General features: G+C 39.4%; 23 protein-coding genes. All 23 read right to left on the bottom strand.

Annotated features, from left to right (window positions below; genetic code table 11):
* Nucleotides 1-31: 31 nt before the first annotated feature.
* The 23 genes from MKY71_RS05500 to MKY71_RS05390 all read right to left on the bottom strand — a co-directional run bounded on the left by MKY71_RS05500 (nucleotide 32) and on the right by MKY71_RS05390 (nucleotide 24,855).
* Complete coding sequence (locus tag MKY71_RS05500) at nucleotides 32-541, bottom strand: hypothetical protein (RefSeq protein WP_340731827.1); 510 nt, start codon at nucleotides 539-541, stop codon at nucleotides 32-34.
* Between the two features lie 190 nt (nucleotides 542-731).
* Complete coding sequence (locus tag MKY71_RS05495; protein ID WP_340731826.1) at nucleotides 732-1,202, bottom strand: hypothetical protein; 471 nt, start codon at nucleotides 1,200-1,202, stop codon at nucleotides 732-734.
* Nucleotides 1,203-1,225: 23 nt separating this feature from the next.
* Nucleotides 1,226-2,236, bottom strand: a complete 1,011-nt coding sequence (gene floA, locus MKY71_RS05490) for a flotillin-like protein FloA (protein ID WP_079525592.1) — start codon at nucleotides 2,234-2,236, stop codon at nucleotides 1,226-1,228.
* A 2-nt stretch (nucleotides 2,237-2,238) separates the two neighbouring features.
* Complete coding sequence (locus MKY71_RS05485; RefSeq protein WP_340731825.1) at nucleotides 2,239-3,567, bottom strand: NfeD family protein; 1,329 nt, start codon at nucleotides 3,565-3,567, stop codon at nucleotides 2,239-2,241.
* Nucleotides 3,568-3,881: 314 nt separating this feature from the next.
* A complete protein-coding gene (rpsU, locus tag MKY71_RS05480) occupies nucleotides 3,882-4,055 on the bottom strand; it encodes a 30S ribosomal protein S21 (protein ID WP_004227078.1) in 174 nt (57 codons plus the stop codon).
* A gap of 110 nt (nucleotides 4,056-4,165) precedes the next feature.
* Complete coding sequence (gene deoC / locus MKY71_RS05475) at nucleotides 4,166-4,834, bottom strand: deoxyribose-phosphate aldolase (RefSeq protein WP_339175671.1); 669 nt, start codon at nucleotides 4,832-4,834, stop codon at nucleotides 4,166-4,168.
* A gap of 91 nt (nucleotides 4,835-4,925) precedes the next feature.
* The gene (locus MKY71_RS05470) at nucleotides 4,926-5,465 is read right to left on the bottom strand and encodes an adenylate cyclase (RefSeq protein WP_340731824.1); all 540 of its coding nucleotides are present in this window, start codon (nucleotides 5,463-5,465) and stop codon (nucleotides 4,926-4,928) included.
* 357 nt (nucleotides 5,466-5,822) lie between these two features.
* Nucleotides 5,823-7,172, bottom strand: coding sequence for a tRNA (N(6)-L-threonylcarbamoyladenosine(37)-C(2))-methylthiotransferase MtaB (mtaB, locus tag MKY71_RS05465; RefSeq protein ID WP_339175667.1), 1,350 nt, complete (start codon nucleotides 7,170-7,172; stop codon nucleotides 5,823-5,825).
* 171 nt (nucleotides 7,173-7,343) lie between these two features.
* Entirely contained in the window at nucleotides 7,344-8,381 is a 1,038-nt protein-coding gene (locus MKY71_RS05460) for a HEAT repeat domain-containing protein (protein WP_340731823.1), read from the bottom strand.
* A 200-nt stretch (nucleotides 8,382-8,581) separates the two neighbouring features.
* The gene (locus MKY71_RS05455; protein ID WP_340731822.1) at nucleotides 8,582-9,196 is read right to left on the bottom strand and encodes a PH domain-containing protein; all 615 of its coding nucleotides are present in this window, start codon (nucleotides 9,194-9,196) and stop codon (nucleotides 8,582-8,584) included.
* Nucleotides 9,197-9,270: 74 nt separating this feature from the next.
* Nucleotides 9,271-10,845 carry a phytoene desaturase family protein gene (locus MKY71_RS05450; protein WP_340731821.1) on the bottom strand — a complete coding sequence of 525 codons (1,575 nt, stop codon included), beginning with the start codon at nucleotides 10,843-10,845 and terminating at the stop codon, nucleotides 9,271-9,273.
* 315 nt (nucleotides 10,846-11,160) lie between these two features.
* A complete protein-coding gene (locus tag MKY71_RS05445; protein WP_340731820.1) occupies nucleotides 11,161-11,904 on the bottom strand; it encodes a 16S rRNA (uracil(1498)-N(3))-methyltransferase in 744 nt (247 codons plus the stop codon).
* Between the two features lie 82 nt (nucleotides 11,905-11,986).
* Nucleotides 11,987-12,925: a 50S ribosomal protein L11 methyltransferase gene (gene prmA / locus MKY71_RS05440; protein WP_008403155.1), complete on the bottom strand. Its 939-nt coding sequence runs from the start codon at nucleotides 12,923-12,925 to the stop codon at nucleotides 11,987-11,989.
* A 14-nt stretch (nucleotides 12,926-12,939) separates the two neighbouring features.
* A complete protein-coding gene (dnaJ, locus tag MKY71_RS05435) occupies nucleotides 12,940-14,061 on the bottom strand; it encodes a molecular chaperone DnaJ (protein ID WP_340731819.1) in 1,122 nt (373 codons plus the stop codon).
* 404 nt (nucleotides 14,062-14,465) lie between these two features.
* Nucleotides 14,466-15,182, bottom strand: a complete 717-nt coding sequence (locus tag MKY71_RS05430) for a hypothetical protein (protein ID WP_340731818.1) — start codon at nucleotides 15,180-15,182, stop codon at nucleotides 14,466-14,468.
* Between the two features lie 134 nt (nucleotides 15,183-15,316).
* Entirely contained in the window at nucleotides 15,317-17,170 is a 1,854-nt protein-coding gene (gene dnaK, locus MKY71_RS05425) for a molecular chaperone DnaK (RefSeq protein ID WP_339175651.1), read from the bottom strand.
* Between the two features lie 79 nt (nucleotides 17,171-17,249).
* Nucleotides 17,250-17,807 (bottom strand): nucleotide exchange factor GrpE, encoded by a 558-nt coding sequence (grpE, locus tag MKY71_RS05420; protein WP_340731817.1) that lies wholly within the window; start codon nucleotides 17,805-17,807, stop codon nucleotides 17,250-17,252.
* A 77-nt stretch (nucleotides 17,808-17,884) separates the two neighbouring features.
* Entirely contained in the window at nucleotides 17,885-18,910 is a 1,026-nt protein-coding gene (gene hrcA / locus MKY71_RS05415) for a heat-inducible transcriptional repressor HrcA (protein ID WP_340731816.1), read from the bottom strand.
* Nucleotides 18,911-19,038: 128 nt separating this feature from the next.
* Entirely contained in the window at nucleotides 19,039-20,184 is a 1,146-nt protein-coding gene (hemW, locus tag MKY71_RS05410) for a radical SAM family heme chaperone HemW (RefSeq protein WP_340731815.1), read from the bottom strand.
* A 140-nt stretch (nucleotides 20,185-20,324) separates the two neighbouring features.
* The gene (locus tag MKY71_RS05405) at nucleotides 20,325-20,651 is read right to left on the bottom strand and encodes a geranylgeranyl pyrophosphate synthase (RefSeq protein ID WP_339175645.1); all 327 of its coding nucleotides are present in this window, start codon (nucleotides 20,649-20,651) and stop codon (nucleotides 20,325-20,327) included.
* 791 nt (nucleotides 20,652-21,442) lie between these two features.
* Entirely contained in the window at nucleotides 21,443-22,309 is an 867-nt protein-coding gene (locus tag MKY71_RS05400) for a 2-oxoacid:ferredoxin oxidoreductase subunit beta (protein WP_340731814.1), read from the bottom strand.
* Nucleotides 22,310-22,311: 2 nt separating this feature from the next.
* Complete coding sequence (locus tag MKY71_RS05395) at nucleotides 22,312-24,045, bottom strand: 2-oxoacid:acceptor oxidoreductase subunit alpha (RefSeq protein WP_340731813.1); 1,734 nt, start codon at nucleotides 24,043-24,045, stop codon at nucleotides 22,312-22,314.
* A 543-nt stretch (nucleotides 24,046-24,588) separates the two neighbouring features.
* Nucleotides 24,589-24,855 (bottom strand): stage V sporulation protein S, encoded by a 267-nt coding sequence (locus MKY71_RS05390; RefSeq protein WP_079525540.1) that lies wholly within the window; start codon nucleotides 24,853-24,855, stop codon nucleotides 24,589-24,591.
* Nucleotides 24,856-25,564: the final 709 nt, after the last annotated feature.

The raw sequence follows: 25,564 nt of genomic DNA, 5'->3' as shown, positions 1-25,564 counted from the left end.
TGGGGTATTAATCGCCCAATTAATCGAGGTTTTACTTTATCGGAATTTCCCAGTTCGCAGTATCTCCTAATGCATCACCGGAACTTTCGCTTTCCGGTTCCTTAAATGCAGCTGGAACTAGGAGATTCAGCGATGTATTTTCATCATATATGTGCTGAGGAATCAAATAAGACACATTAAAAGTCGTTTCCATTTGAGGATTCACCATAATTTGTTCGTTCTCAACAGAAGACGACAGCTGTTCTATATCTTCCTGATCCGGTGTTTGAATAGTAAATTCCGGCGTATAATAAACGATTTGGCTGTACTCATTTTTAATTTTTCCGCTAATTTCAAGAATCAATTCACCCGGCTCGGCAGATACCTTTTGAATTTTATAGTCGAGATTTAATGTGACACCTTCCATATGATGTGTCAGTGGCTCCTCGCTCTCGAATACAGTAGACGATCCATCTGTCTCCGTAACCGCCTCTTCCACTTCCTTACCGCATGCAGCCAGTACTAAAATAAACACAAACATTAATATCCATCTTTTTTTCATGTCTGTTTCCCCCTCTCATAATAGATATACCCGGTTCCGCGAAAATTTAATTGCTTGTTTTCATAAAGTCCGTTGATTTTCCATTACGGATGAACGCTTTCCGTGGATACGAGGTCAACATTACATTTTCATATATCTTATATAAAAAAACTACCTATTCCCACGTTACGGTGAAATAGGTAGTTTTGTATTATTTTCTTCTCGCTTTAGGTGGACCGAGAACTTCTGTCATAATAATCGCCTGCATTAAATCACGTTGACTCGATGGCACGACCTGAAAAGCTTCTGCTTCTTTTTTGGCCATTGCGACGATCGGACGCTCTTTTAATGAACGGGCATTATTCACCTTTTCAGTTACCGGTTCCACTATAGAAGGAGCAGCTTCAACAGGTTTTGATACTTGTTTCGGAAGCTCCCGATCTATATTTTGAGTTGCTGGTTTTACTTTTTCATTCAGCTGGCCGAATACTTCATTCGCAAAATCCTCCAATGTTTTTGGACGGCTTTGCTCTGTTCGACGCTGAACTTCCTGTTTTCGAGGAGCAGGTTGACTGCTAAATGGCGGCATTTGTTGCTTTTCTCTTTTTTGCTGCTGTTCTTTACCTTTACCCAATAAAGAACTGACAATAAAGACAATCACCATAATGATAAGTCCTTCCATTTAGTGCTCACTCCTTTCCTCGATTATTTGTTTTTCGGATCTTTGTTGTTGTCGTCATTCGAAACTTTTGAGATTGAATCACGCATTGATGTATCCGCTTGAATATTTTTGTAGTTCATGTAATCCATAATACCGAAGTTGCCAGAACGTAGCGCTTCTGCAAGAGCCATTGGAACTTCTGCCTCTGCTTCTACTACCTTCGCTTTCATTTCCTGAACTTTTGCAATCATCTCTTGCTCGCTTGCTACGGCCATTGCACGACGCTCTTCGGCTTTTGCCTGAGCGATGTTTTTATCTGCCTGTGCTTGCTCGATTTGAAGCTCGGCACCGATGTTTTTACCGATATCAACGTCCGCGATATCAATCGATAGAATTTCGAATGCTGTACCAGAGTCTAAACCTTTAGATAAAACCGTTTGAGAAATTAAATCCGGATTTTCCAGTACTTTTGAATGTGATTCACTAGAACCTAGTGTCGATACGATACCTTCACCAACACGGGCAACGATTGTTTCTTCACCAGCACCACCGACTAAGCGGTCCAGGTTTGCACGTACTGTAATACGCGCTTTTGCTTTAACTTCAATCCCGTTCATCGCAACACCGGCGATAAATGGTGTTTCAATAACTTTCGGGTTAACCGACATTTGTACCGCTTCTAATACGTCACGGCCTGCTAAGTCGATTGCTGCAGCACGTTCAAATGTTAACTCAATATTCGCTCGGTGTGCCGCGATTAATGCGTTGACAACACGGTCTACGTTACCACCTGCTAAATAGTGTGATTCCAATTGGTTAATTGATACTTCTAAACCGGCTTTATGAGCCTTAATTAACGGATTCACGATACGTGACGGAATAACTCGACGTAAACGCATTCCGACTAATGTGAAAATACTTACTCTTACACCTGCTGCTAGTGCACTAATCCATAGTGCAACCGGAACAAATGTGAAAAATACTGCCAGGATAATAAATGCAATGACTAATCCGACAATTAATGTAATTGTTCCTGCATCTGCTAACATATTCATACTTATTCTCCACCTCTTCCAATAAATTCTCTTACGACAATACGAGAGCCTTCTACCTTCACTACTTCTACTGTTTTACCAGCATCAATATAGCCGCCCTGTGTTACAACATCCAGACGGTCCTGATCAACAATGACGGTCCCTGATGGTCGCAACGGCGTGATAGCCTGCCCTGTCTTGCCTATTAATTCAATTCGGTTTTTGTTTGAAACATAACCTTCTTCCGTCGTCGTTGCATCTCTCAGCACGAGACGGTTGAACATATGCAACTTTTTCCCGAAGAATTTCATAAGTATCACCATTCCTATACCTGCAATTATCATTGCAATTAAAATCGAATAAGCCATATGAACAAAGCTTTCCCCTGCAAAAAGCAAACTTCCTATCATTAATGCGCCACCGATAATACCAACAATACCACCTGGTACAAATAGCTCGGCAATGAGTAAAATAAGTCCGATTACAAAAATGATGACGGTTTCATATCCGGCAAAACCTGCAATCGTATGTCCAAAGAAGAACATACCTAACGAAGCAAGTCCCATTGATCCTGCCACACCGAATCCTGGTGAATACAGTTCCACGACCAATCCAATACTTGCAATCGACAATAAAATAGGAACAATAACCGGATTTGTAATAAATCGCGCCAATTTTTCGGCAAATGTTTGCTCGATTTTTATTACTTCGCTGCCATCAAGGTTGGTAGTTTCAAGCAGTTCCGTCATCGTAGCAACAGTGCCTTCCGAGTACTTAACTTTTTCCGCATCTTTCGCAGTTAGTGTTAGGAGCTTTCCTTTCGGGGCTCTAAGCTCAGGCAGATCCTCATCGTTTCTGACCATTGCCCTTGCATATTTAGCTTCCCTGCCGGAGTTTTCGGCAGCAGAGGTCATTTTAGCAAGCCAGTCACTTTCCGCCTTTTCTCCAGCTGTGTTGCCAGAAGAATCGATAACCGCCGCAGCACCCATTGTTGCATTAGGTGTCATATAAATTTCATCTGCATGTAAAGCAATGAACGCTCCAGCAGACAGCGCATCCGAATTGATGAACGCAATTATCGGTATATCGATTTCATCCATCAGCTTGCCGATATCCGAAGCAGCAGTGACAAATCCGCCCGGTGTATGCATATTCAGAATGATCGCTTCAGCATTATTTTCTTTCGCTTCATCGAATCCACGCTTTAAATGTTCCACCAACCCTTTTTCAATTTCATTATTGATGGATATTTCATACACTTTACCATTTGCCGATGCAGTTAAAGAAGGAAACATTAATACGAATGACATGACTATCAGAAAAATCCAACTAATCCCTTTCGTTCGTCTCAATTTTATCACCCCTTTAGCTAAGTTATGTACAGTTAATTCTACGGATGAGATTAAGAAAAGTTTCAAATTTTTTTAAAAAGCTTAAAAAAATTTACAGCACTATTATTTGCTAACATATACCAATTATACGGAACTAGTTGCAGAATATTAAAACTTTCCCCGAAAACGCTTTCTTTCTCTTTTCTATTATGGGTGATTTTAAGAAGAAATACAAATACCCCGCAGTTAAATTAATAACTGCGGGGTATATCATTTGTCTGCTCAGTTAAATCTGAAAATTGCGTGTTATGAACGTAGGGTTTTTACAGGGAAAATTACCACTTACGTTTACGTGCAGCTTCTGATTTCTTTTTACGTTTAACGCTAGGTTTTTCGTAGAACTCGCGCTTTCTAACTTCCTGAATTGTACCTGATTTTGATACAGTACGTTTGAAGCGACGAAGAGCATCTTCAAGCGATTCGTTTTTGCGAACGACAGTTTTTGACATCTCTCTTTCCCTCCCTCCGAACACACGTCATACATACATTAACTTGTTAGTTAATGTGTACTAAAGTAGTATAGCGTATCTTAAAAAAAGAGTCAACAAAAACTATTGAATTAGTAATTAGAATCTGATTTTAGACCATTCATGATAGCAACACCAGATGAAGCACCAATACGAGTAGCACCATTTTCAATCATCAGTTGCATATCTTCCAAGCTGCGAACACCGCCGGAAGCTTTCACACCAAGATCCGGACCGACTGTTTTACGCATTAATGCGATATCTTCAGCTGTTGCTCCGCCTGTTGAGAATCCAGTAGAAGTCTTCACGAAATCTGCACCTGCTTCAACAGAAAGTTCACAAGCTTTTACTTTTTCTTCATCTGTTAATAGGCAAGTTTCGATAATTACTTTTACTAAAGTACCATTTGCAGCATCTACTACTGCTTTGATGTCATCACGAACTAAATCGTAATTACCGTCTTTTAGTGCACCAATATTAATAACCATATCAATTTCGCCGGCACCGTTTGCAATCGCATCTTTTGTTTCGAATGCTTTTACTGCAGATGTTGTAGCACCTAATGGGAAACCGATAACTGTACATACTTTAACCTCTGTACCAGCTAATTGCTCTGCGCTGTACTTCACCCAAGTAGGATTTACACATACTGAAGCAAATCCGTATTGTTTCGCTTCTGCACAAATTTTTTCAACTTGACCTTTTGTAGAATCAGCTTTTAATAAAGTATGATCAATCATTACTGCATAATTTTGAGTCATTTTTCATTACTCCTTTTATTCAACATTAGTTGTCCGTACATCTATAGTTTAGCATGTATTTTAATTGACGCAAATTATCAGACAACTTAAATTATTCATCTGAATAGGCAAATTTTGTACGAATTATTTTTCTGTCCAAAGGCTCACCGTCATCTGTGACATATTGAATATTCAACTCGGGGTTGTGACGATGGACTAACTGGTACGTTAAAATATTTTTTATTAAATGCTCCTGTGCCAAATCAAATGCCTCTTGCTCTATAAGAGAGTCATCAGATAATACAATCTCCCAGTTTGAATAGTTTTCATTTGCAGCAATATGCGTAATTCCATCTTCTGCACTTTGGTCACTTGTTTCCTTGTACTGTTTTAGAAATTGTTCGGTTTGTTGTGCAATTTCAGATAGCTGTTGCTTGTTCATTCCCAAAGAAACGTCACCATTCGGCTCAATAGTTTTATAAACATCCGATGCTTTGTACTCAATATTAAGCGAGCCGTAATGTCTTGTTACTTCTGTAGGAATACTGACTTCCAGCATAGCCGATTCACTTTCTACTGTTGGTTCTTCTTTTTTCTCCGTGCAACCATATAAAATAAATAGAATTGCAGCAAACATCCATATTTTCTTCATATAAATTGCTCACCTTCTTTGCTTGTAATCGGGATCAACACAATGTTTCCGAATCATAGTGTTGGCTTGTCTTCCTCATAATATACTTAAACTTCCATTAGTTTACGACTAACTTTTTGTAAATTAATATGCTGCATAAAAAGTACATGATGTTTCACCCGATTATGAAACCTTGTGCACATTATTTTCTGTACCCGATTTTATTAGAAGTAAAATAGGTTTAATATAATATCCACTCCTTACACGTTGTTCTCCGTAACGGAGAACAACTAATTAACTTTTTGTACAAAGTAATGTCATCTAACACAAAAAGAGGGATTGCTCTGTGCAATCCCTCTTTCTTTATAAAGCATACTTTTAAATCGCTTGGCCTTCCAATACGCGGACGAATTGTCCTTCGTTGTATGGGTAGCCTGCTTTTGTAATTTTAACTTTTACAAGTTCGCCGACCATTTCTTCTGTGCCTTCGAAAATTACTTTCAGGTAGTTCGTTGTATAGCCGACATATAAGTTTTCATTGTCGCCATCTTTGAAGCGTTCTTCCGGAATAACTTCCAGAACTTCCCCTTCAAAACGGGAAGCATATTCTTTTGCAAGCTGGTCATTCAGTGCAATCAGACGGTGAACGCGTTCATTTTTAATTTCTTCATCAATTTGATCTTCCATTCTCGCTGCAGGTGTACCAGTACGTTGAGAGTACGGGAATACATGAAGCTCAGAGAATTTGTGGTCACGGATAAAGTTGTATGTTTCCATAAATTCTTCTTCTGTTTCACCCGGGAAACCTACGATAACGTCAGAAGTTACCGCCAAGTCCGGTAAAGCGATTTTCAGCTTTTCCAGACGCTCTGCGAAAAACTCCATCGTATATTTACGACGCATACGTTTTAATACTGTATCTGAACCCGATTGGATCGGAATGTGCAAGTGGTTTACAACAATTTCAGAGTTTTGCAATACTTCGATCACTTCATCCGTTAACTGAGATGCTTCGATTGAAGAAATACGTAAACGCTTTAAGCCTTTAACTTGTGATTCCAAGTCACGTAACAGTTGCGCCAAGTTATAGTCTTTGAAGTCTTGTCCATATCCGCCTGTGTGAATACCAGTCAAAACGATTTCCAAATAACCCGCATCAACAAGCTGCTGCGCCTGACGAATAACTTCTTCCGGATCACGTGAACGCATTAAACCGCGCGCCCAAGGAATGATACAGAATGTACAGAAGTTATTGCAGCCTTCCTGGATTTTCAGTGAAGCACGAGTACGGTCTGTAAATGCCGGTACATCCAATTCCTCATATACACGGTTTTTCATAATATTACGTACCGCATTGATCGGCTGACGCTCGTTACGGTATTGATCGATATATCCAAGCATTTTTTCGCGGTCCTGTGTACCAACAACAATATCGACCCCTGGAATGGCCATAATTTCAGCCGGTGAAGTTTGTGCATAACAGCCTGTTACACAAATAACCGCATCCGGGTTTTGACGGATTGCACGACGGATTACCTGGCGAGATTTTTTATCACCAGTGTTCGTTACAGTACAAGTATTGATTACATAAACGTCCGCCTGATGGTCGAACTCAGTACGCTCATATCCCTGCTCTTTAAATAGCTGCCAGATCGCTTCTGTTTCATAGTGGTTTACTTTACACCCTAATGTATGTAGAGATACGGTTTTCGTACGTTCGTAACTCATAATTTATATCATCCTTTCAAGGTTAGCACTTATCTATTTTACTCCGGGTAATTGCCTATTTTAAGTCAACCGGTAGCATGCTCTTCATTCACTTAATGAAGAAAAATATCAACGTGTTTTATAATAGCATAAATCGCTATGCAAAGCCTATTTTTTTAACTACTTGTTAAATTATTGCGCAACTTCTCCCGATGTTGTGGCAGCAAGGCTTTCTCCCTCATTCTCGGATACTTGTTGCAGGACGGCTTTTCCTTTCGGTAGATTCATTAATGACAATGCAGCCTGTTTTCGGACATTGTTGTTGGAATCAAGCAGTAAAGTGCGCAAATACGTATAAGACTCGTCCTCTGTCACAAAACGCAAAATTTCAGCAAGCAACAGACGTTCTTCCCAAAGAGACGACTCGACAAAGTTTTCGTAATGCTTTAGATGCGAAATCTCACCAAACGAAGAAATGGCTCTTAATGCGCGGAGACGAATTTCATTACATTCGGATACCAATAAACGTTCTAAGAAAGTAAGATAAGTAGCATTTAAGTTTTCCTTTACACATAAAGTTTCCAAAAACGCTATTTTCAGCTGCTTCGGCAACTCTTCAAAATGTTCTTTAAAATAGTCACAATAACAATCATCAATATTCGATAGCAACAAATGGTATTCATTATCATAAAAAGGCAATCTCGGCTTGTACATATGCGCCAAAAATAAATTTTTATTATATTTCGCTGCAACCTTTAACATTAACAAATATTCTTCGATAGACCCTGTACGATTTTCTTTTAGACGATTTTCGATTAACGGCACCAAAAATTCCAAATCCAAAACCAATGTACGCTGTAACGCTTGAAGACGGACATTTTCATCACCGCTCGACAATTGTTTTTCATAATAATTTTTCATATTTAATGCAGCGTATGTTGAAGCTCTCTCCAAAATTTCCTCTTTATTCATCGATGTAACATACGAAACGAAAATACTGTCAATTGCCTCAAGCTCATTTTTTGTAGCCAAGTGTTTTGGGAGTGGCTTTTTTAAAACTAAATAATTGTACCAGTCCCTCTCATTTTGTTGGATATAGTTATTTATTTTATTGAAAGTGCGCTTCTTCTCGTTCTTCCGGTAGATTGTAAAAAAATAAATACATAATAGAATAAAAAGCATTACACTACAGATAATTAAGATCCCTGTTAAAATTTCTTCAATTTCCATATTATCGCGACCCTTTCAATCTGTTCTCCATGTTAGTAACTAATATATCACCTTTTTCCTTTCTGTTTACACATCCAATTTATTATCATGCCACCATAATGTCCCAAATCTTCAAGTATGGGCTCCAAGTAAATAAAAAGTTTGTCTCCTTTATTATGTACAAAAATAAAGCATACGACAAATATCGCATGCTTCATCCATTAGTTATTAATATATTTCTCAAAAACATCGCCGAAATCTTTCTTCACAAATGCTTTCTTTTGCTCAAGCAGCCAGCTATGTGAAAATGTTGTGATTTCCTTAAATGCTTCGGCTGGTGATACTCCTTCATTGCCGGAGCGGCCGATTGCAGATGCAGCCAGATTCAAGCTTTGTTTTGCGGCATCCATACTGAATGTATTCGCTTTTTGTTCAAGTGAAATCGCATGAAGCGCTTTATATAGATCTTTAATTTCCGGTAAGTGTTTTTTATGAATATCAATGCTTAATGGCACATTTCCGATTACAAATTTAATCTCTACATCCAGATCAATTGTTCCGGCTGTTTCCAGCAGCACTTCTTCAATCGCAAAATGCTCATAGTCATAGCGACGCAGCATCCGTTTTTTACTGATCGCATTAGCCCCGTCAACATGGATTAATGCATAGTTCGTGAAGCAATACTCATCCGCTTTTGTTTTAATCAGGAAATAAATTTTTTCGTCCGCTTCATTAAAAATGAAATCATCCGCATCTGTTTTGTCAAAGTCCTGTCTTGAAATAACTACCCCAATATCTGATAGACCTAATGCGTCTGAAGCTAATTTTTTGAACATTGTATTGCCTCCTTTAATTGAATAGTTATTATACGTTTCCATTCAATTAAAAGTTTCACTACAATGTCTACTCTTTAAGCATTTGTTTGAATTGCTGCCGGCTGATGGTGTAATTGTGCTTCTTTCTTTTTATACAGCTCTACTTTCGGCAATGGTTTAACAGGAAGTAATGTCTGTTTATCCTGCTGTAAAATGCCGTTTGCTGTAATTCGGGCTGATTCCAGAATAATTGGCAAGCCACTGCCAGGGTGTGTACCACCACCGACTAACCAACATTGATCCAGTTCTTCAAATTTGTTGCGCGGACGGAATACAAGCATTTGCGATAATTGGTGACCTAAGTTGAATGTTGCACCTTTATACACATGAATATCGCGTTCCCAGTCAGCAGGTGTAATCATTTTCTCTTCTTCGATATATTCCCAAATGTCCTTAACGCCAAGTTTATCTGCCACCATATTTAAAACCATATCGCGGAAAGGGCCCGCCTTTTCTGCCCAGTCAATTCCGCTCAAATTATTCGGTACCGGTACTAAAATGTATAATGTCGATTTCCCTTTTGGAGCAACCTTTTCATCCGTTACGACCGCATTTTGAATATAAATTGAAGGATCTTCGGACATCAGTTTTGTTTTAGTGATCTCCTCTACATTTTTGCGGTAGTCTTTCGCAAACCAAATCGTATGGTGCGGTAAATCAAATCGTTTATTGACACCTAAATACAGCATGAATGTTGAACAAGAATATTGTTTTTTCTCAAGTTTTTCCGGTGTGTATTTTTTCAGTAAGCCCGGCTCAACAAGATGTGTCATCGCATGTGCAAAATCTCCGTTAATGATGACCTCATCCGCTTCGATTTCCTGACCATCTTCCAGCAGTAACCCCGTCACTTTTCTGCCCTTTGTTTTTAATTTTTTCACACCGTTATTGAGAAGGATTTTCCCGCCTGATTCCAGCACAACTCTGCCCATTGCTTGTGTCAGCTTATTGATGCCGCCTTTAATGTGATAGACGCCGTACGCATGTTCAATATACGAAAGAATCGAAAATGCGCCGGGACTTTCCCAAGGTGACATTCCTAAATATTTCGCCTGGAATGTGAAAGCGAGCTGCAATTCTTCTTCGTTAAAGAATTTCGACAGTGTATCAACTAGAGAATTTCCTATTTCCAACTCTTTGAACGCTTTCATCACTTTCGGATTGAACAGATCTGTCAGCTTATTCATCGGTGCCTGCAGTACTGGTGCCAGCACTTCAAGTTTCTTTTGCGTCTGCTCCATGTAGCGCTCATAGCTACCCTCATTCCCAGGGAAAAGCTCGTTGATTTGACGGATCATCTCATCGGCATCACGCGTCATATTAATTTTTTTATTATGGTAAATCAGTTGGTACATCGGATTCAAATCAATCAGATCCACATAGTCGTGAATATTTCGGCCTGTTAACTCAAAAATTTCTTCGGCAATGTACAGCATATTTAAAAATGTCGGGCCCATATCAAATTTATAATCACCAAGCTTAATCTCGCTTGTTCGCCCACCTACATATGCCTGCTTTTCATAAATCGTTACTTCATACCCTTTATGTGCCAATAACATGGCAACCGCTAATCCACCGGGTCCTGCCCCTACCACTGCAATTTTTTTCATTTCTATTTCCTCCCTATTCTGATTCGATATTGTACAATGTTTCACTTGTTAAGTTTGATTTGTATAACGTTTCGAGGTATTCTTCGTTCTTTCTAACGTTGCTAATAATAAAATTTGATATATTAACTGTTTTAAATAAATATTTGTCCAGTGACTTCGTTATATGTTATACAAACATTATACATACTTATTTTTTGTTATACAAGAGGGAAATACATTTAATTTGAGATAATTTATAAGTAGGGGGATATGGTTAATAAAATAAAAAGCCTTAATTTCTCTTTGTGTGAGAAATTAAGGCTTTTTATAGGTTTATTATTCAAATTCATACGAAATCGCCGCAAGCGCATAAAGTGGCGCGGTCTCTGCCCGTAAAATACGTGGTCCCAGTGACATTGTCTGTGCACCGGCTTCAAGCATAATTGCCGATTCATTGCGGGAAATGCCGCCTTCAGGACCGAAAATACAAAGGATGCGCGGTGTTTTTTCCGTATTTAACGACTGCAGCTTTTGTTTAAAAGTCGTACGTGTCGCCAACTTCGCGTCTTCTTCGTCCGCAATGTATACGGCATCATAGTTTGAGAATGTTTGTACAAGCTGTTTGAAACTGATTGGTTGTACAACATTCGGTACATATGTACGATGCGATTGCTCGGCCGCTTCCTGAGCAATTTTTTGCAGGCGTTCCTGGTTTTTCTTCGCTTTTTTATCATCCCACTTAACAATCGAACGTTCTGCAGCAAACGGAATCAGTGCGTGCATCCCGAGCTCCGTCGCTTTTTGTGCAATCAGTTCCAGTTTATCGCCTTTTGGCAGACCGCATGCGATATCGACTTTAACCGGCATTTCCGGTGAAGGTATTGTCGTACCTGTTTTTTTCGCACAGACATCCTGGTCAAGTTCGGTAATTTCACAAACATGTGCTACATTATCGTGTACAACGATGATCTCTTCCCCGACCGTCATACGCATCACTTTTGAAATATGGCGCGCGTTTTCTCCCGAAATGATAAATTGGTCCTTATCACTATCCACTGTATCTACAAAATATCTTTGCATTGTCTTCACTCCTTGTTGATAACGTAAAAATCGAACATTTTGCCCGATAGCAAAATGTTCGATTTTCGATTAAACGATTTAATTAAGGACGACGTGAAATAATCGCTACCCAATCTTCCATCATTAATACTTCTTCAATGACAAATCCGGCTTTTTCAAGAGCTGCTTTGACATCGTCTTTTTTCGCTCCGATAATACCAGATGTCACGTAGATTCCGCCTGGTTTTACAATTGAAAATGCATCATCTGTAAATGACATGATGATTTCCGCTAAAATATTCGCTACGACAATATCAGCCGGTTCTTTTACTGTGTCCAAAAGATTGCCGTGGAATACTTCAACAATATCACTCATTTTATTCAGTTCAACATTTTCACGCGCTGCATTTACTGCTACTTCATCCAAGTCCAATGCATGAACGCTTTTCGCACCAAGCATGGCAGCACCAATTGACAGTACACCTGAACCTGTACCAACATCGACAACTGTGTGGTCATGCTGTACAACTTTTTCAAGCGCCTGTAAACACATTACTGTTGTAGGGTGTGTTCCTGTTCCGAACGCCATTCCCGGATCCAGCTCAATGATCAGCTCATCCGTCGATACTGGTTTGTAGTCTTCCCAAGTCGGGACAATCGTGAAGCGTTCCGAAATTTTCACCGGATGGTAGTACTGTTTCCATGCTGTTGACCAATCTTCTTCATCAACTTCACATAAAGTTAATACATTTTCCCCAATATTAATATCAAAGTTTACAAGGTTTGCGATTGCAAGCTTAATTTCTTCGATTGTTTCCGCTAAAAAGCTTGAAGCCGATAAATATGCTTTTACAATGACACCTGTTTTTGGAAAATCTTCAGGATTCAGTGCATAAATTTCACCAAATTTATCGATTCTCTCTTTATCTAATTCCTTTGAATCTTCAATTACTACACCGCTTGCGCCAGCTTCGTGTAAAATGTTCGTCACTGCATCAACAGCTTCATGCGTTGTTAAAATCGAAAGTTCTGTCCATTTCACTTGCAATACACTCCTTAGTCGCCTTTAATTTTTTTCTTAATTTTGTCGAACAGCGAGCTTCCGTGTTCTTCCGGAATGTCTCCGCTGATTTCTGCAAATTCACGTAACAATTGTTTTTGTTTTTCCGTTAATTTCGTCGGTGTGACAACATTTACGATGACATACTGATTCCCCATGCCATAGCCGTGTACATTTTTTACGCCTTTATCTTTCAGGCGGAATTGTGCACCGGATTGTGTGCCTGCAGGAATTTTCAGTTTCACTTTCCCGTGAATTGTCGGTACTTCGATTTCATCACCTAACGCTGCTTGCGGGAATGTTAATTTTAGTTCATATAAAATATCATCGCCGTCACGTTCGAAATACTCGTGCTTGCGAACATTGAAGATAATGTATAAATCGCCGGCCGGACCATTGTTGTATCCTGCTTCACCTTGACCAGCTACGCGTAATTGTTGACCATCATCAACACCTGCCGGGATTGTGATTTTGATTTTTTTCTTTTTCGTAATTGTACCAGTACCGCGACATGGTGAACATTTTTCCACAATGATTTTACCTTGACCACGACATGATGGACAAGAACGTTTGTTTACCATACGGCCAAATGGTGTGTCGACTGCCTGGTTAATCTGACCAGCGCCATTACATTGTGAACATGTTTGTGGATGCGTACCTGGTTTTGCACCAGAACCGTGACATGTATCACATGTTTCTTCTTTTGGAATCTCGATTTCTGTTTCTTTGCCGAATACTGCTTCTTCAAAAGAAATGTTCATGCGGAACTGTAGATCGTCGCCTTTACGTGGGGCGTTTGGATCTTGACGTCGGCCGCCTCCGAAGAACGAACTGAAGATGTCCTCGAAACCGCCGAATCCAGCGCCGCCTCCGAAGCCGCCGCCACCAAATCCTGCATTTGGATCTTCATGGCCGAACTGGTCATAACGTGCACGTTTTTGTTCGTCCGACAGCACTTCATACGCTTCTGCGACTTCTTTAAACTTTACGTCTGCGCCCTCTTCTTTGTTTAAATCAGGGTGATACTGTTTTGATAATTTACGATACGCTTTTTTTATTTCATCTTTGCTTGCGCCTTTGCTCAGGCCAAGTACTTCATAGTAATCGCGCTTACTCATTGTTCACTCTCCGCTCTTTTTACATAACGTCTATTTTATCATGTTGAAAATTTGATGTATAGCTTTTGCTTTAGTTCATCTTATATGAAATTAAATAATGTTTCGGTTTGTTCATAAAGTCCGTTGCTTTCACTCCGGCTGAAGTTATAAAGTTTGGTTTCTTTTCATATAGGCCGGTGTGCTGCGTTGCGAAGGCCAACACGATGTTGGTCACGAATGCATTGTCACACGATGTGACGCTCTTAGCATTCGTTCCTATCGTCATGGGGGCGTGGCTACAACTAACTTGATGTATGCCTCTACGGCGGCATACATCAAGTAGATTTTCCGCGCACGCTAATCCCCTAGGAGTCAGACTCTCCACTCCGCACAACTACCGGGTAGTCTAGGGGTTGGACTTTTTATTAAATTTGAGTCAAGGTTAGGTGAGATTTATTACCCTTCTTAACTTCTACTTTAAGATTGAACATTTCTACTTTCCCATGGATAACTTCTACATTAGCCGTTGAACTTTCTACTTTCGATTCAATAAGTTCTACTTTCTCACGGGAATCGGCTAATAAAGTTACTCTTTCTACTTTAAGGCCGAACATTTCTACTTTCCTATGGATAAATTCTACATTAGCCGCTGAACTTTCTACTTTCGCTTCAATAAGTTCTACTTTCTCACGGGGATTTGCTAATAAATTTGAACTTTCTACTTTAAAGCCGAACACTTCTACTTTCCTATGGATAACTTCCACATTAGCCGCAGAACTTTCTACTTTCACTTCAAAAAGTTCTACTTTCTCATGGGAACCTGCTAATAAAGTTGCTCTTTCTACTTTAAGGCCGAACATTTCTACTTTCCCATGGATAACTTCCACATTAGCCGTTGAACTTTCTACTTTCACTTCAAAAAGTTCTACTTTCTCTCGGGAATCCGCTAATAAATTTGAACTTTCTACTTTAAAGCCGAACACTTCTACTTTCCTATGGATAACTTCCACATTAGCCGCTGAACTTTCTAATTTCACTTCAATAAGTTCTACTTTCTCTCGGGAATCGGCTAATAAACTTACACTTTCTACTTTAAGGCCGTAAACTTCTACTTTCCCAAAGATAGCTTCCACATTAACCACTGAACCTTCTACTTTCGATTCAATAAGTTCTACTTCCCCACAAAAAACGACTAATAAGCCCAGCACATATCACGACAAGCATAAAAGCCAAAGCCGCAAGCGGTCTTTGGCTTTTATGTGAAAATCAGAAAGAATTATTTATTGTCTTTGTCGTCTTTTACTTCTTCAAAGTCAGCGTCTACGATACCGTCGTCTTTTTGGCCAGCGTCTGCTGCGCCTTCGAAGCCTTCAGCGCCGCCTTGTGCTTGTGCAGCTGCTGCAGCTTGCTCGTAAACTTTCATTACTAATGGTTGTAATACGCCTTCTAATTTTTCTTTAGAAGCTTTGATGCCTTCAAGCTCGCCTTTTTCTAAAGATGCTTTTAACTCGTCGCGTGCATCTTCAACAGATTTCTTTTCGTCTTCTGTGATTTGCTCGCCTAAGTCTGTGATTGTTTTATCCACTTGGAATACTAATTGGTCTGCTTCGTTGCGAAGATCTGCTTCTTCTTTACGTTTCGCATCTGCTTCAGCGTTTGCTTCTGCATCTTTAACCATACGCTCGATTTCTTCTTCTGATAAACCTGAATCAGATTGGATCACGATTGTTTGTTCTTTTTGTGTACCTAAGTCTTTCGCTTTAACTGATACGATACCGTTCGCATCAATATCGAATGTTACTTCGATTTGTGGAATACCACGTGGTGCTGGTGGAATATCAGATAATTGGAAGCGACCAAGTGTTTTGTTGTCTGCTGCCATTGAACGTTCACCTTGTAATACGTGAATGTCTACTGCTGGCTGGTTGTCAGCAGCTGTTGAGAACACTTGAGATTTAGATGTTGGGATTGTTGTGTTACGATCGATTAATTTCGTCATAACGCCGCCCATTGTTTCGATACCTAATGATAATGGTGTTACGTCTAATAATAATACGCCTTGTACGTCACCAGCTAATACGCCACCTTGTACAGCAGCACCCATTGCTACTACTTCGTCAGGGTTTACGCCTTTGTGTGGCTCATGACCAGTTGCTTTTTTGATTGCTTCTACTACTGCAGGAATACGAGTAGAACCACCAACTAAGATTACTTTATCTAATTCAGAAGCAGAAAGACCTGCATCTGATAACGCTTGACGAGTTGGAACGATTGTACGCTCTACTAAGTCTTTTGTTAAATCATCGAATTTTGCACGTGATAATGACATTTCTAAGTGAAGCGGGCCATCAGCACCTGCTGTGATGAATGGTAATGAAATTTGAGTAGAAGTTACACCTGATAAGTCTTTTTTCGCTTTTTCAGCTGCATCTTTTAAACGTTGCATTGCCATTTTGTCTTTTGATAAATCTACTGAGTTTTCTTTTTTGAACTCTTCTACTAAATAAGCGATGATTTTGTCGTCGAAGTTGTCACCACCAAGTTTGTTGTCACCTGCAGTTGCTAATACTTCGAATACGCCGTCAGCTAATTCAAGGATCGATACGTCGAATGTACCGCCACCTAAGTCGAATACTAGGATTTTTTGGTCAACTTCTTGCTGATCTAAACCGTAAGCTAATGCTGCAGCTGTTGGTTCGTTGATGATACGCTCTACTTCTAAACCAGCGATTTTACCAGCGTCTTTTGTTGCTTGACGTTGTGCATCGTTGAAGTAAGCAGGAACTGTAATAACAGCTTTTGTTACTTTTTCGCCTAAGTAGTCTTCAGCATAACCTTTTAAGTATTGTAAAATCATTGCAGATACTTCTTGTGGTGTGTACTCTGTATCTTCCACTTTCACTTTTTCGTTCGTACCCATTTTTGATTTGATAGAAATGATTGTGTTCGGGTTTGTTACAGCTTGGCGTTTTGCTACTTCACCAACTTGTTTTTCTCCATTTTTGAATGCTACTACAGATGGAGATGTACGGTTACCTTCTGGGTTTGGAATTACTTTTGGTTCTCCGCCTTCTAATACAGATACACAAGAGTTTGTTGTTCCTAAGTCAATACCGATAATTTTACTCATAATTTAATTTTCCTCCTAATAGTAAAAAACAAAATGTGTTAATTTAAAAAATATATAGATAGCACCGAAAAGCACTAAATTACTCGTTTACAGATACCATTGACGGACGCAGTACACGGTCCTTTAACTGATACCCTTTTTGCAGTTCGCGTAAAATGACGCCAGTTTCCTTTTCGCTGTCCTGCTCCTGCATTACAGCTTGGTGGAAGTTCGGATCGAAGCTTTCGCCCTCTGCCGGAATGATCGTAAGACCTTCTTTTTCCGTTGCAGCAACTAACTGATCATATACCATCTGTACACCTTTATATAATGAAGCCGCTTCTTCTGTTGTTACTTCTACTTGCAGTGCACGGTCTAAATTGTCCAGCACAGGTAAAAGTTCAGTTAATAAGCTTTGTGCACGGTATTTCTCAGCCGCTTCACGATCTAAACGGTTGCGACGAGTTAAGTTATCGTAGTCGGCACGTAAACGCAGGTAACGTGCATCCTCTTCAGCAAGTTTCGCTTCAAGTTCAGCGATTTTCTGATCTTTTTCATCTACTGCATTTTCTTCTGTTTCAGTAGTTTCAGCTGTTTCCACTACTTCTTCCGTAGTTTCTTCTTGCTGCAATTCTTCATTGTTTTTTGTTTCTGACACTTCTTTTCCTCCTCGAGTATCAATCATTTATGAATTCAGCGGTTCTGTAAAACGCTTCGACCGCTGAATCAATGGCTTTACTGCTTTTTATCGAAAAACGCTCTGGACAGACTGTTTGACATAACATCCAATAATGTAACAACACGTCGGTAATCCATGCGCGTCGGACCGATAATGGCGATCGCCCCCTGCTGTTCTTCCCCTACAAGGAAGGAGGCGGTGATGACACTGCAGTTTTCCATCGCTAAATGATTGTTTTCTGAACCTATTCGGATTTGAATACCATTTTTCTGTTCATTGAATAAAGTTTGAACTTGGCTTTCCTTGTCGATCAGATCCATCAGCATTCGCATTTTTTCTAAATCATGGAACTCCGGCTGATTCAACATATTGGATTTACCACCGTAATAAACTTTATTTTCGTGATGGTTTGAAGTAATGGATAACAATGACCGGATAATCGAATCGGATGCGTGAATATGAGACTTCAATAACGATATTGCCTCTGTTTGAAGCTTTATCGGAAGCTCATATAGCGGTATTCCGACTAGGCGGTCATTCAAAATATTAACCATCTTTTCAATATCATGCGGGTTAAAACCCGGTGGTAACGTTAGTGTGCGATTTTCTACATGACCGTTATCTGTGATGATAATAGCCACCGCTGTTTGTTCTGTTAACGGTACAATCTGGAATTTCTTGACACGATGTTTTTGAACATCCGGACCGAGTAAAATCGTCGTGTATGTCGTCAACTCCGATAATATATTTGCGGATTCTTTTATAATTTGTTCTGCTTCAACAATCTGCTTTTTAAAGAGCGACTGGATTTGCGCTACTTCGCCACTCGAAATGATTTGAGGCTGAAGTAAATGGTCGACATAAAAACGATACCCTTTTTCAGAAGGGACCCTTCCTGAAGAAGTATGCGTTTTTTCTAAAAAACCCAGCTCCTCCAAATCTGCCATTTCATTACGTATTGTAGCAGCACTATACGTAATACCTTCTTTTTTGGATAGTTGACGCGAACCAACAGGCTGTGCTGACATCACAAATTCGTCTACGATTACTTGCAATAGTTGTAACTGCCGATTTGTTAACATCTTTCTCACCTCTGTTAGCACTCGATTAAGAGGAGTGCTAATATATTTATAAATTAGCAAATCTCTAAATTGATGTCAATGAATTCGTCCGTTTTTTTTAACTTTTTTCAAGTACCGCTGCAAAAAGATTATTCCCCTACTAAAAACCGCTGAAATACTTCATTGCCGATAAAACGGCCTTTTCTAGTTAAACGGATTCCTTCAGAGTCAATTTCAATAAGTTGCTCTTCCTGTAATTGATCGATTATTTCCTTATAAATAGAAAGCATCGGCTGACCGAATTTCTTTTCAAATTCTTCATGCATCACGCCGGCAGATTTTCTTAATCCTAAAAACATCTGTTCTTCCAGCTTCTCATCACCTGTCACTTCATGCTCATGCAATAAAGGACGCTCTCCTGCCATCACTGTTTCAATATATTTTTTGATTGGTGCGACATTGGAATAGCGTACGCCTTCCAAGTAACCGTGAGCACCAGCGCCAAATCCTGCGTATTCGTCATTATCCCAATAGATTTTATTATGTGTTGACTCATAGCCTTCATTCGCGAAATTACTGATTTCGTATTGCTGGAGTCCATGCGCTTCCATCGTGTCCATTAAAACACCATACATGTCCGCTTCCAGATCTTCTGTCGGCAAATGGAGCTTTCCTTTTGCATACTGGATATAAAAGATCGTTTTAGGCTCTACAATAAGCGAGTACGCCGAATAATGCGGCAGCTTCAGTGCCAAGGCTTTTTCAAGCGTTTCCTGCCATTGTTCCATCGTCTGGCCCGGCAGACCATACATTAAATCAATGCTTATATTTTTAAATCCAACGTTTTTGGCGTTTTGGATTGTTTCATATACATGTTCATTTGAATGGGTACGTCCGATTTTTTTCAGCAGTGACTGGTCGAATGATTGGACGCCCATACTTAAACGATTGACGCCTCCATTATATAGTGCCTGCAATTTATCGATTGTCAGTTCATCCGGATTAGCTTCACTGCTAAACTCTTTTACGGATGATATCGGAATATGTTTCGTAATGAGCGACAATAATTTTTCAATTTGCTCTGCGGACAGTGCAGTCGGGGTTCCGCCACCGAGAAAAATCGTTTCGATATTCGTGAACGCTTCCGGCATCGCGGCAACCGTCATTTCCATTTCCCGTCCGAGCGCTTCAATATATTCATCAACTGGCTGATTTTTAAAAAACACTTTATTAAAATCGCAGTAGTTACAAATTTGATGACAAAAAGGAATGTGAATATATACACCTCTAGCCATTTAAATCACTTCCTTATTCTAGTTGTTCTCCTATATTGTAGCCTTTCTCCACTAAAATACAAACCACGGACCCTCGGAAAAAGGGCAACAAAAAAAGCTTTGCTAAATGAAGATTCATTCAACAAAGCTGGAATCATCTATTAAATAGAAAATACAGGCTCTTCGTTATTCATTAACATAACCAAATCAATTGCCGTCATTTCTGGCAACTTTGCACAAAATTGTTTCGCTTCTTCAGCTGTATCGAACTGGAAGGCATCCAATTCTTTTGTAATTTCGTATTGATCATTCATAAGCTGAGTCATATAAAGGCGGACAGTTGGATGGCATCGCTTCGTTTTGTCAAAGTTTTCCCCAGCAATGACAATACCTGTATCCGCTGACGTTTTGCTAACGATCGTTTCGATAATATGTAGCTCATCCTGGACAAACCACGTTGGTACGATTAGTTGAATTTGACTGTTCATAAAAAATACATCCCCTTTAATATTATATTTATCTTATGACAAATTTAATTGTTCACAGCAATTATTATGTATTTGTCACGTTAAACAAAACGACACTTTCGCAAACATTCTGAATTCTGAAGTCTGCGGTGAAATGAAATGGTGCGAAACAAGTATTTACTACTATTCTCTCTATATAATTTCGTATTAACAAATTAAATACGTATTTTTATACCACTATTCTACTACAGTCAATAATTTATTAAAAGCTACATTCTTAAAAATATTCTTAATATTAAATCAATGACTATAGGCGGATTGCATTATGGAATAATTTTACATATAGTTCGTTAATATGACTTCTTGATTAAAGATAACAGTTTCCATGATAAATTTCATCAGTTTTCAGAAAATAATTACAATTTTTCATGTATTTTTATCTTTTGTTGTCAATTACTTATAGATGTTACAGTACTATAATAAAATTTAAAATGGTTTCGACAAAACTCGTCAAAATTAGATTTAAATCGCTTTTTTGCTCATATTAAATTATGTATTTTTTTACAATTATTCGGATGTTTTATTAAACCTAGTATGATTGCTCGGCTCCCTATCATTTTTTAAATCAAAAAATTACTATAAATTGATCTCAACTTATTCGTCACTTATTCATGCATATTCGCCATTTCAGAAACTTATTCGTCAACTGGAAACAGATATTAGTCAAACCGTTTGATTTAATCGCCAATCCCCGTCCAAAACAAAAAAGCTATACAAGCCGGAAACTCCAGCCTGTATAGCCTTAAAATTATTTACATAAATTCCTTCGTCAGCTGATCAAATTGTTCTTCTGTTAAGCTAATATCGATATCTGTTAACGGCAGCTCTGAATAGCCTTTGATTTTCTCCTGATACGAAGTTGTTTCAGTATCCTGATAAATAATACCTGTTACAAGACCTTCATGGCGCATTACTGTTTGCATCGCTTGTTCACGGTTTGAAGAATCATAGCCTTCGATGTCAGCAAGCTTTGTTAAATTCTCTTTGAACCAGTCGTACGTGTTTACTTTGTTGTACGTTACACATGGTGAGAATACGTTAATGAACGAGAAGCCTTTATGGTTCAGACCGGCCTCGATCATCGCTGTCAGTTCTTTAATATCTGTCGAGAAGCCTTGTGCCACAAATGTCGCACCTGCAGTTAACGCAACTTCCAACGGTTTTAATGATGGCTCGATTGCTCCGCCCGGTGTTGATTTCGTAATGAAACCAGCAGCAGAACGTGGAGACGTTTGGCCTTTTGTTAATCCGTAAATTTGATTATCCATTACTACATACGTAATGTCGATGTTACGGCGGATCGCATGGATTGTGTGACCCATACCGATCGCGAAGCCGTCACCGTCACCGCCTGAAGCGATAACTTTCAGGTCTTTGTTCGCCATTTTAAGGCCTTGTGCGATCGGTAATGCACGACCATGAATGCCGTGGAAACCGTATGAGTTAATATAGCCTGAAATACGACCAGAACAGCCGATACCAGAAATAACAGCTAATTCGCTTGGTTCATAGCCCACGTTTGCTGCAGCACGCTGAATCGCCGCTTGTACGGAGAAGTCACCACAACCTGGACACCAGTTTGGTTTTACGGAATTTCGGAAATCTTTAAATGTTGCCATGATTAAATTTCCTCCTTCACTAAGTTTGTTAATTCACGTGGTAGGAATGGTGTACCATCGTATTTTAAAATCGATTTCGTCTTCGCGTGACCACCGATATTCATTTTCATAATATTTGCTAGCTGACCTGTCGCATTGTTTTCAACGACAATCACTTTTTTCGCTTTATCCATCAATGCACTCATCTCTTCTGCAGGGAATGGATGGATCAGCTTAATATGTGCGTGGTTTACTTTTACGCCTTCAGAGTTCAGCTTTTCCTGAACTTCTTCAATTGCTCCGCGCGTCGAGTTGAAGCCTACAAGTAATACGTCTGCCTCTTCGTGAGGTGCGTTCACGTATACCGGGTTTTCAAAGCGGACATGCTGTAGTTTACGCATACGCTTATCCATTTGCGTGCGACGGTTGCCCGTTGCTTCAGATGGCTTACCTGTTTCATCGTGCTCTACACCCGTTACGTGGTGAATACCGCCTTTTGTACCTGGCAGGACACGTGGTGAAACGCCGTCTTCTGTATTTTCATAACGCTTGAAGTAATCTTTTGATTCTACATCTTCAACCGCTTCCACAATTTTACCGCGGCGAATTTCAATTTTGCTGTAATCGAACGGATCAACCGACTGCTTACCTAATGATAACTGCAAGTCAGTCATAACGATTACCGGGATTTGTAATTCTTCGGCAATGTTAAACGCCTGAATCGTATCATAAAACGCTTCTTCCATTGTAGAAGGCGCAATTACAACTTTCGGAATTTCACCATGTGTACCGTAAAGCATCGCCATTAAATCCGATTGCTCCTGCTTTGTCGGTAAACCAGTTGATGGACCACCACGTTGTGTATCGAAAATAACAAGCGGCTGCTCCGTCATACCTGAAAGACCGATTGCTTCCATCATTAATGAAAGACCAGGACCAGCTGATGCTGTGAATGCACGCACACCACCGTAGTTTGCACCGATTGCCATTGTTGCCGCAGCAATCTCATCTTCTGTTTGAATAACCGCTCCACCTACTAATGGAAGCTTTTTAATCATGTATTCCATAATTTCAGATGCCGGTGTTATCGGATATGCCGCCATGAAACGTGAGCCGGCTGCCAATGCACCTAAAGCAGCTGCATCGTTACCGATCATGAACATACGACGTTTTCCGTCTGCAGGCGCAATTTCCCATGTACCTACACGGTCACCAATTTGCTCTGAAATCGCCTGACGACCACGCTCGATCGCTTCAATGTTCTTCGCAACGACCTCTTCGCCTTTACGTCCGAAGATTTCATTTACAACACTTTGGAAAACCGATTCATCCAAGTTTAAAAGCGCTGCCGTTGCACCGATTGCAACCATGTTTTTCATTAGAGACGTACCAAGCTCAGCCGCAATTTCCGTAAACGGTACCGCATATAATGGCGCAACACTGTCTTCCGGGTTTTTCGGATCAAATTTCGCATCCGCTAAAATGATACTGCTCGGTGTTAATTCTTTATAGTTCACGTCGATCGTTTCCTGGTCAAACGCCACTAGTATATCTAAGTCGTCCGCAATAGCGCGTACTTCTGTCGGACGAACCGTAATTTTATTATTCGTATGGCCACCTTTAATACGAGAAGAGAAATGACGGTAACCGTATAGGAAATACCCTAGACGATTCATTGCCATTGAGAAGATTTCACCTGTACTCTCAATCCCTTCACCTTGCTGCCCACCGACTTTCCATGAAAGCTGATGTAACATATCAACATCTCCTTAAGTTCTGTATTATATAAATGAATAAAGCCGTTACGTGCTTTATTACTGAGCAGCTGTCGTGTAGCACAGCCATGTTATAGTTTTTTCCTACATTAGTTTAACATGAAGTTTTCGTCTCATCTATTGCAAATGTCATATCAATATAAAAATCAGACCTTTGACGGAAAGTTCTGTACACAAATTGTTTTGAATTAAAACAAGATTTCTATTCCTTAAAATTTATATGGGAAATCTTTTATTGGAGGACGATTGAATATGTATGATGGTTGCGTTCTAGAAGGAGCGTTTTGATCTCCCATTATATGGGAGGGGAATTTTTCTCTAAAAAGAGGAAGTGACTAATATCCACTAACTATTGGCTATTATGTATTCCAAAGTGGCGAAAATATAAACGAAACTGACTAATAAGTAAAGGCATTTGACTAATAAACCATCAGAATTGGCAAAAAAAAGCCGATTACCCCGCAAACAAAAATACACCCGCTTAGCCCAGATTGGGTGCTAAGCGAGTGTATGGGTCTTCATGGATTAACGATTTCTTTTTTCAACGAGTAGTTTTAATGCCGTACGATCTTCTCCTGCAATGATGATGTCCGCGAAAGCCGGCGCACAAATCAGATCTGTGCCGCTTGGGGCTACAAACCCTCGAGCGATTGCTACTGCTTTAATTGCCTGGTTTAACGCACCTGCACCTACCGCCTGCATTTCAGCAAACCCTTGCTCTCGTATAACCGCAACGAGTGCTCCTGCAACAGAATTAGGATTAGAACGAGATGATACTTTTAATGAATCCACAGCTATTTCCTCCTCATCTAGTACTGCTTTATCTTTTTTTAGGCAATTTTTATTGCCTGTACGTCATTGTATGCGCTTTATGAAGCAATTAGAATCCGTTTTTTACAACTACCGCAAGAAAATATTCAGATTATTCAAGGAAATGATAATCTTCATAATAATATATAAACCATTTACTTTATTACAGTTAGTCACCCTTTATTTTTACCAAGATTTCTTCGACCTCATATTCCATCTATTTAATCAAGCAATTACTTTGTCAACCCGTATTATGTTCCTTTTCTTGAAAAAAGAGAGTAGACTTTGCTATTTACAAAGTTCTACTCTCTTCTACATTTCTAATAGCAGTGTGTAAATGTCATTTTATGCATTAAGCGAGATGACAAGCGATATAATACAAAAAATAATAGCAATGATAATACCTGATTTCCATCGCTCTTTCATCACATGTCCCCTTCTTTCTGTTATTAGTGTACTAATCTTTTTATTTAGTATTTAAACATATTCAACAAGTTGGGAAACTATACATATTAATTATCTCTTACTTTTGAACAGGACTTGCCATCCTTTAAATAAAATAATAAAAGACACATTTAGGGTACAAAAAAAGTATGTCTTTTAAGTATGCTCATCTAGTCTAATCTAGTCCTGAGAGCTGTACAGTATTCCTCTTAAATGAATAAAACACCTATCACTAAATCAAAAAGGT

Source organism: Solibacillus sp. FSL W7-1324, from assembly GCF_038008025.1.
Taxonomy (GTDB): Bacteria; Bacillota; Bacilli; order Bacillales_A; family Planococcaceae; genus Solibacillus.
Note: the sequence above shows the minus strand (reverse complement) of the source record. Positions and strands in the feature narration are given on the sequence as shown.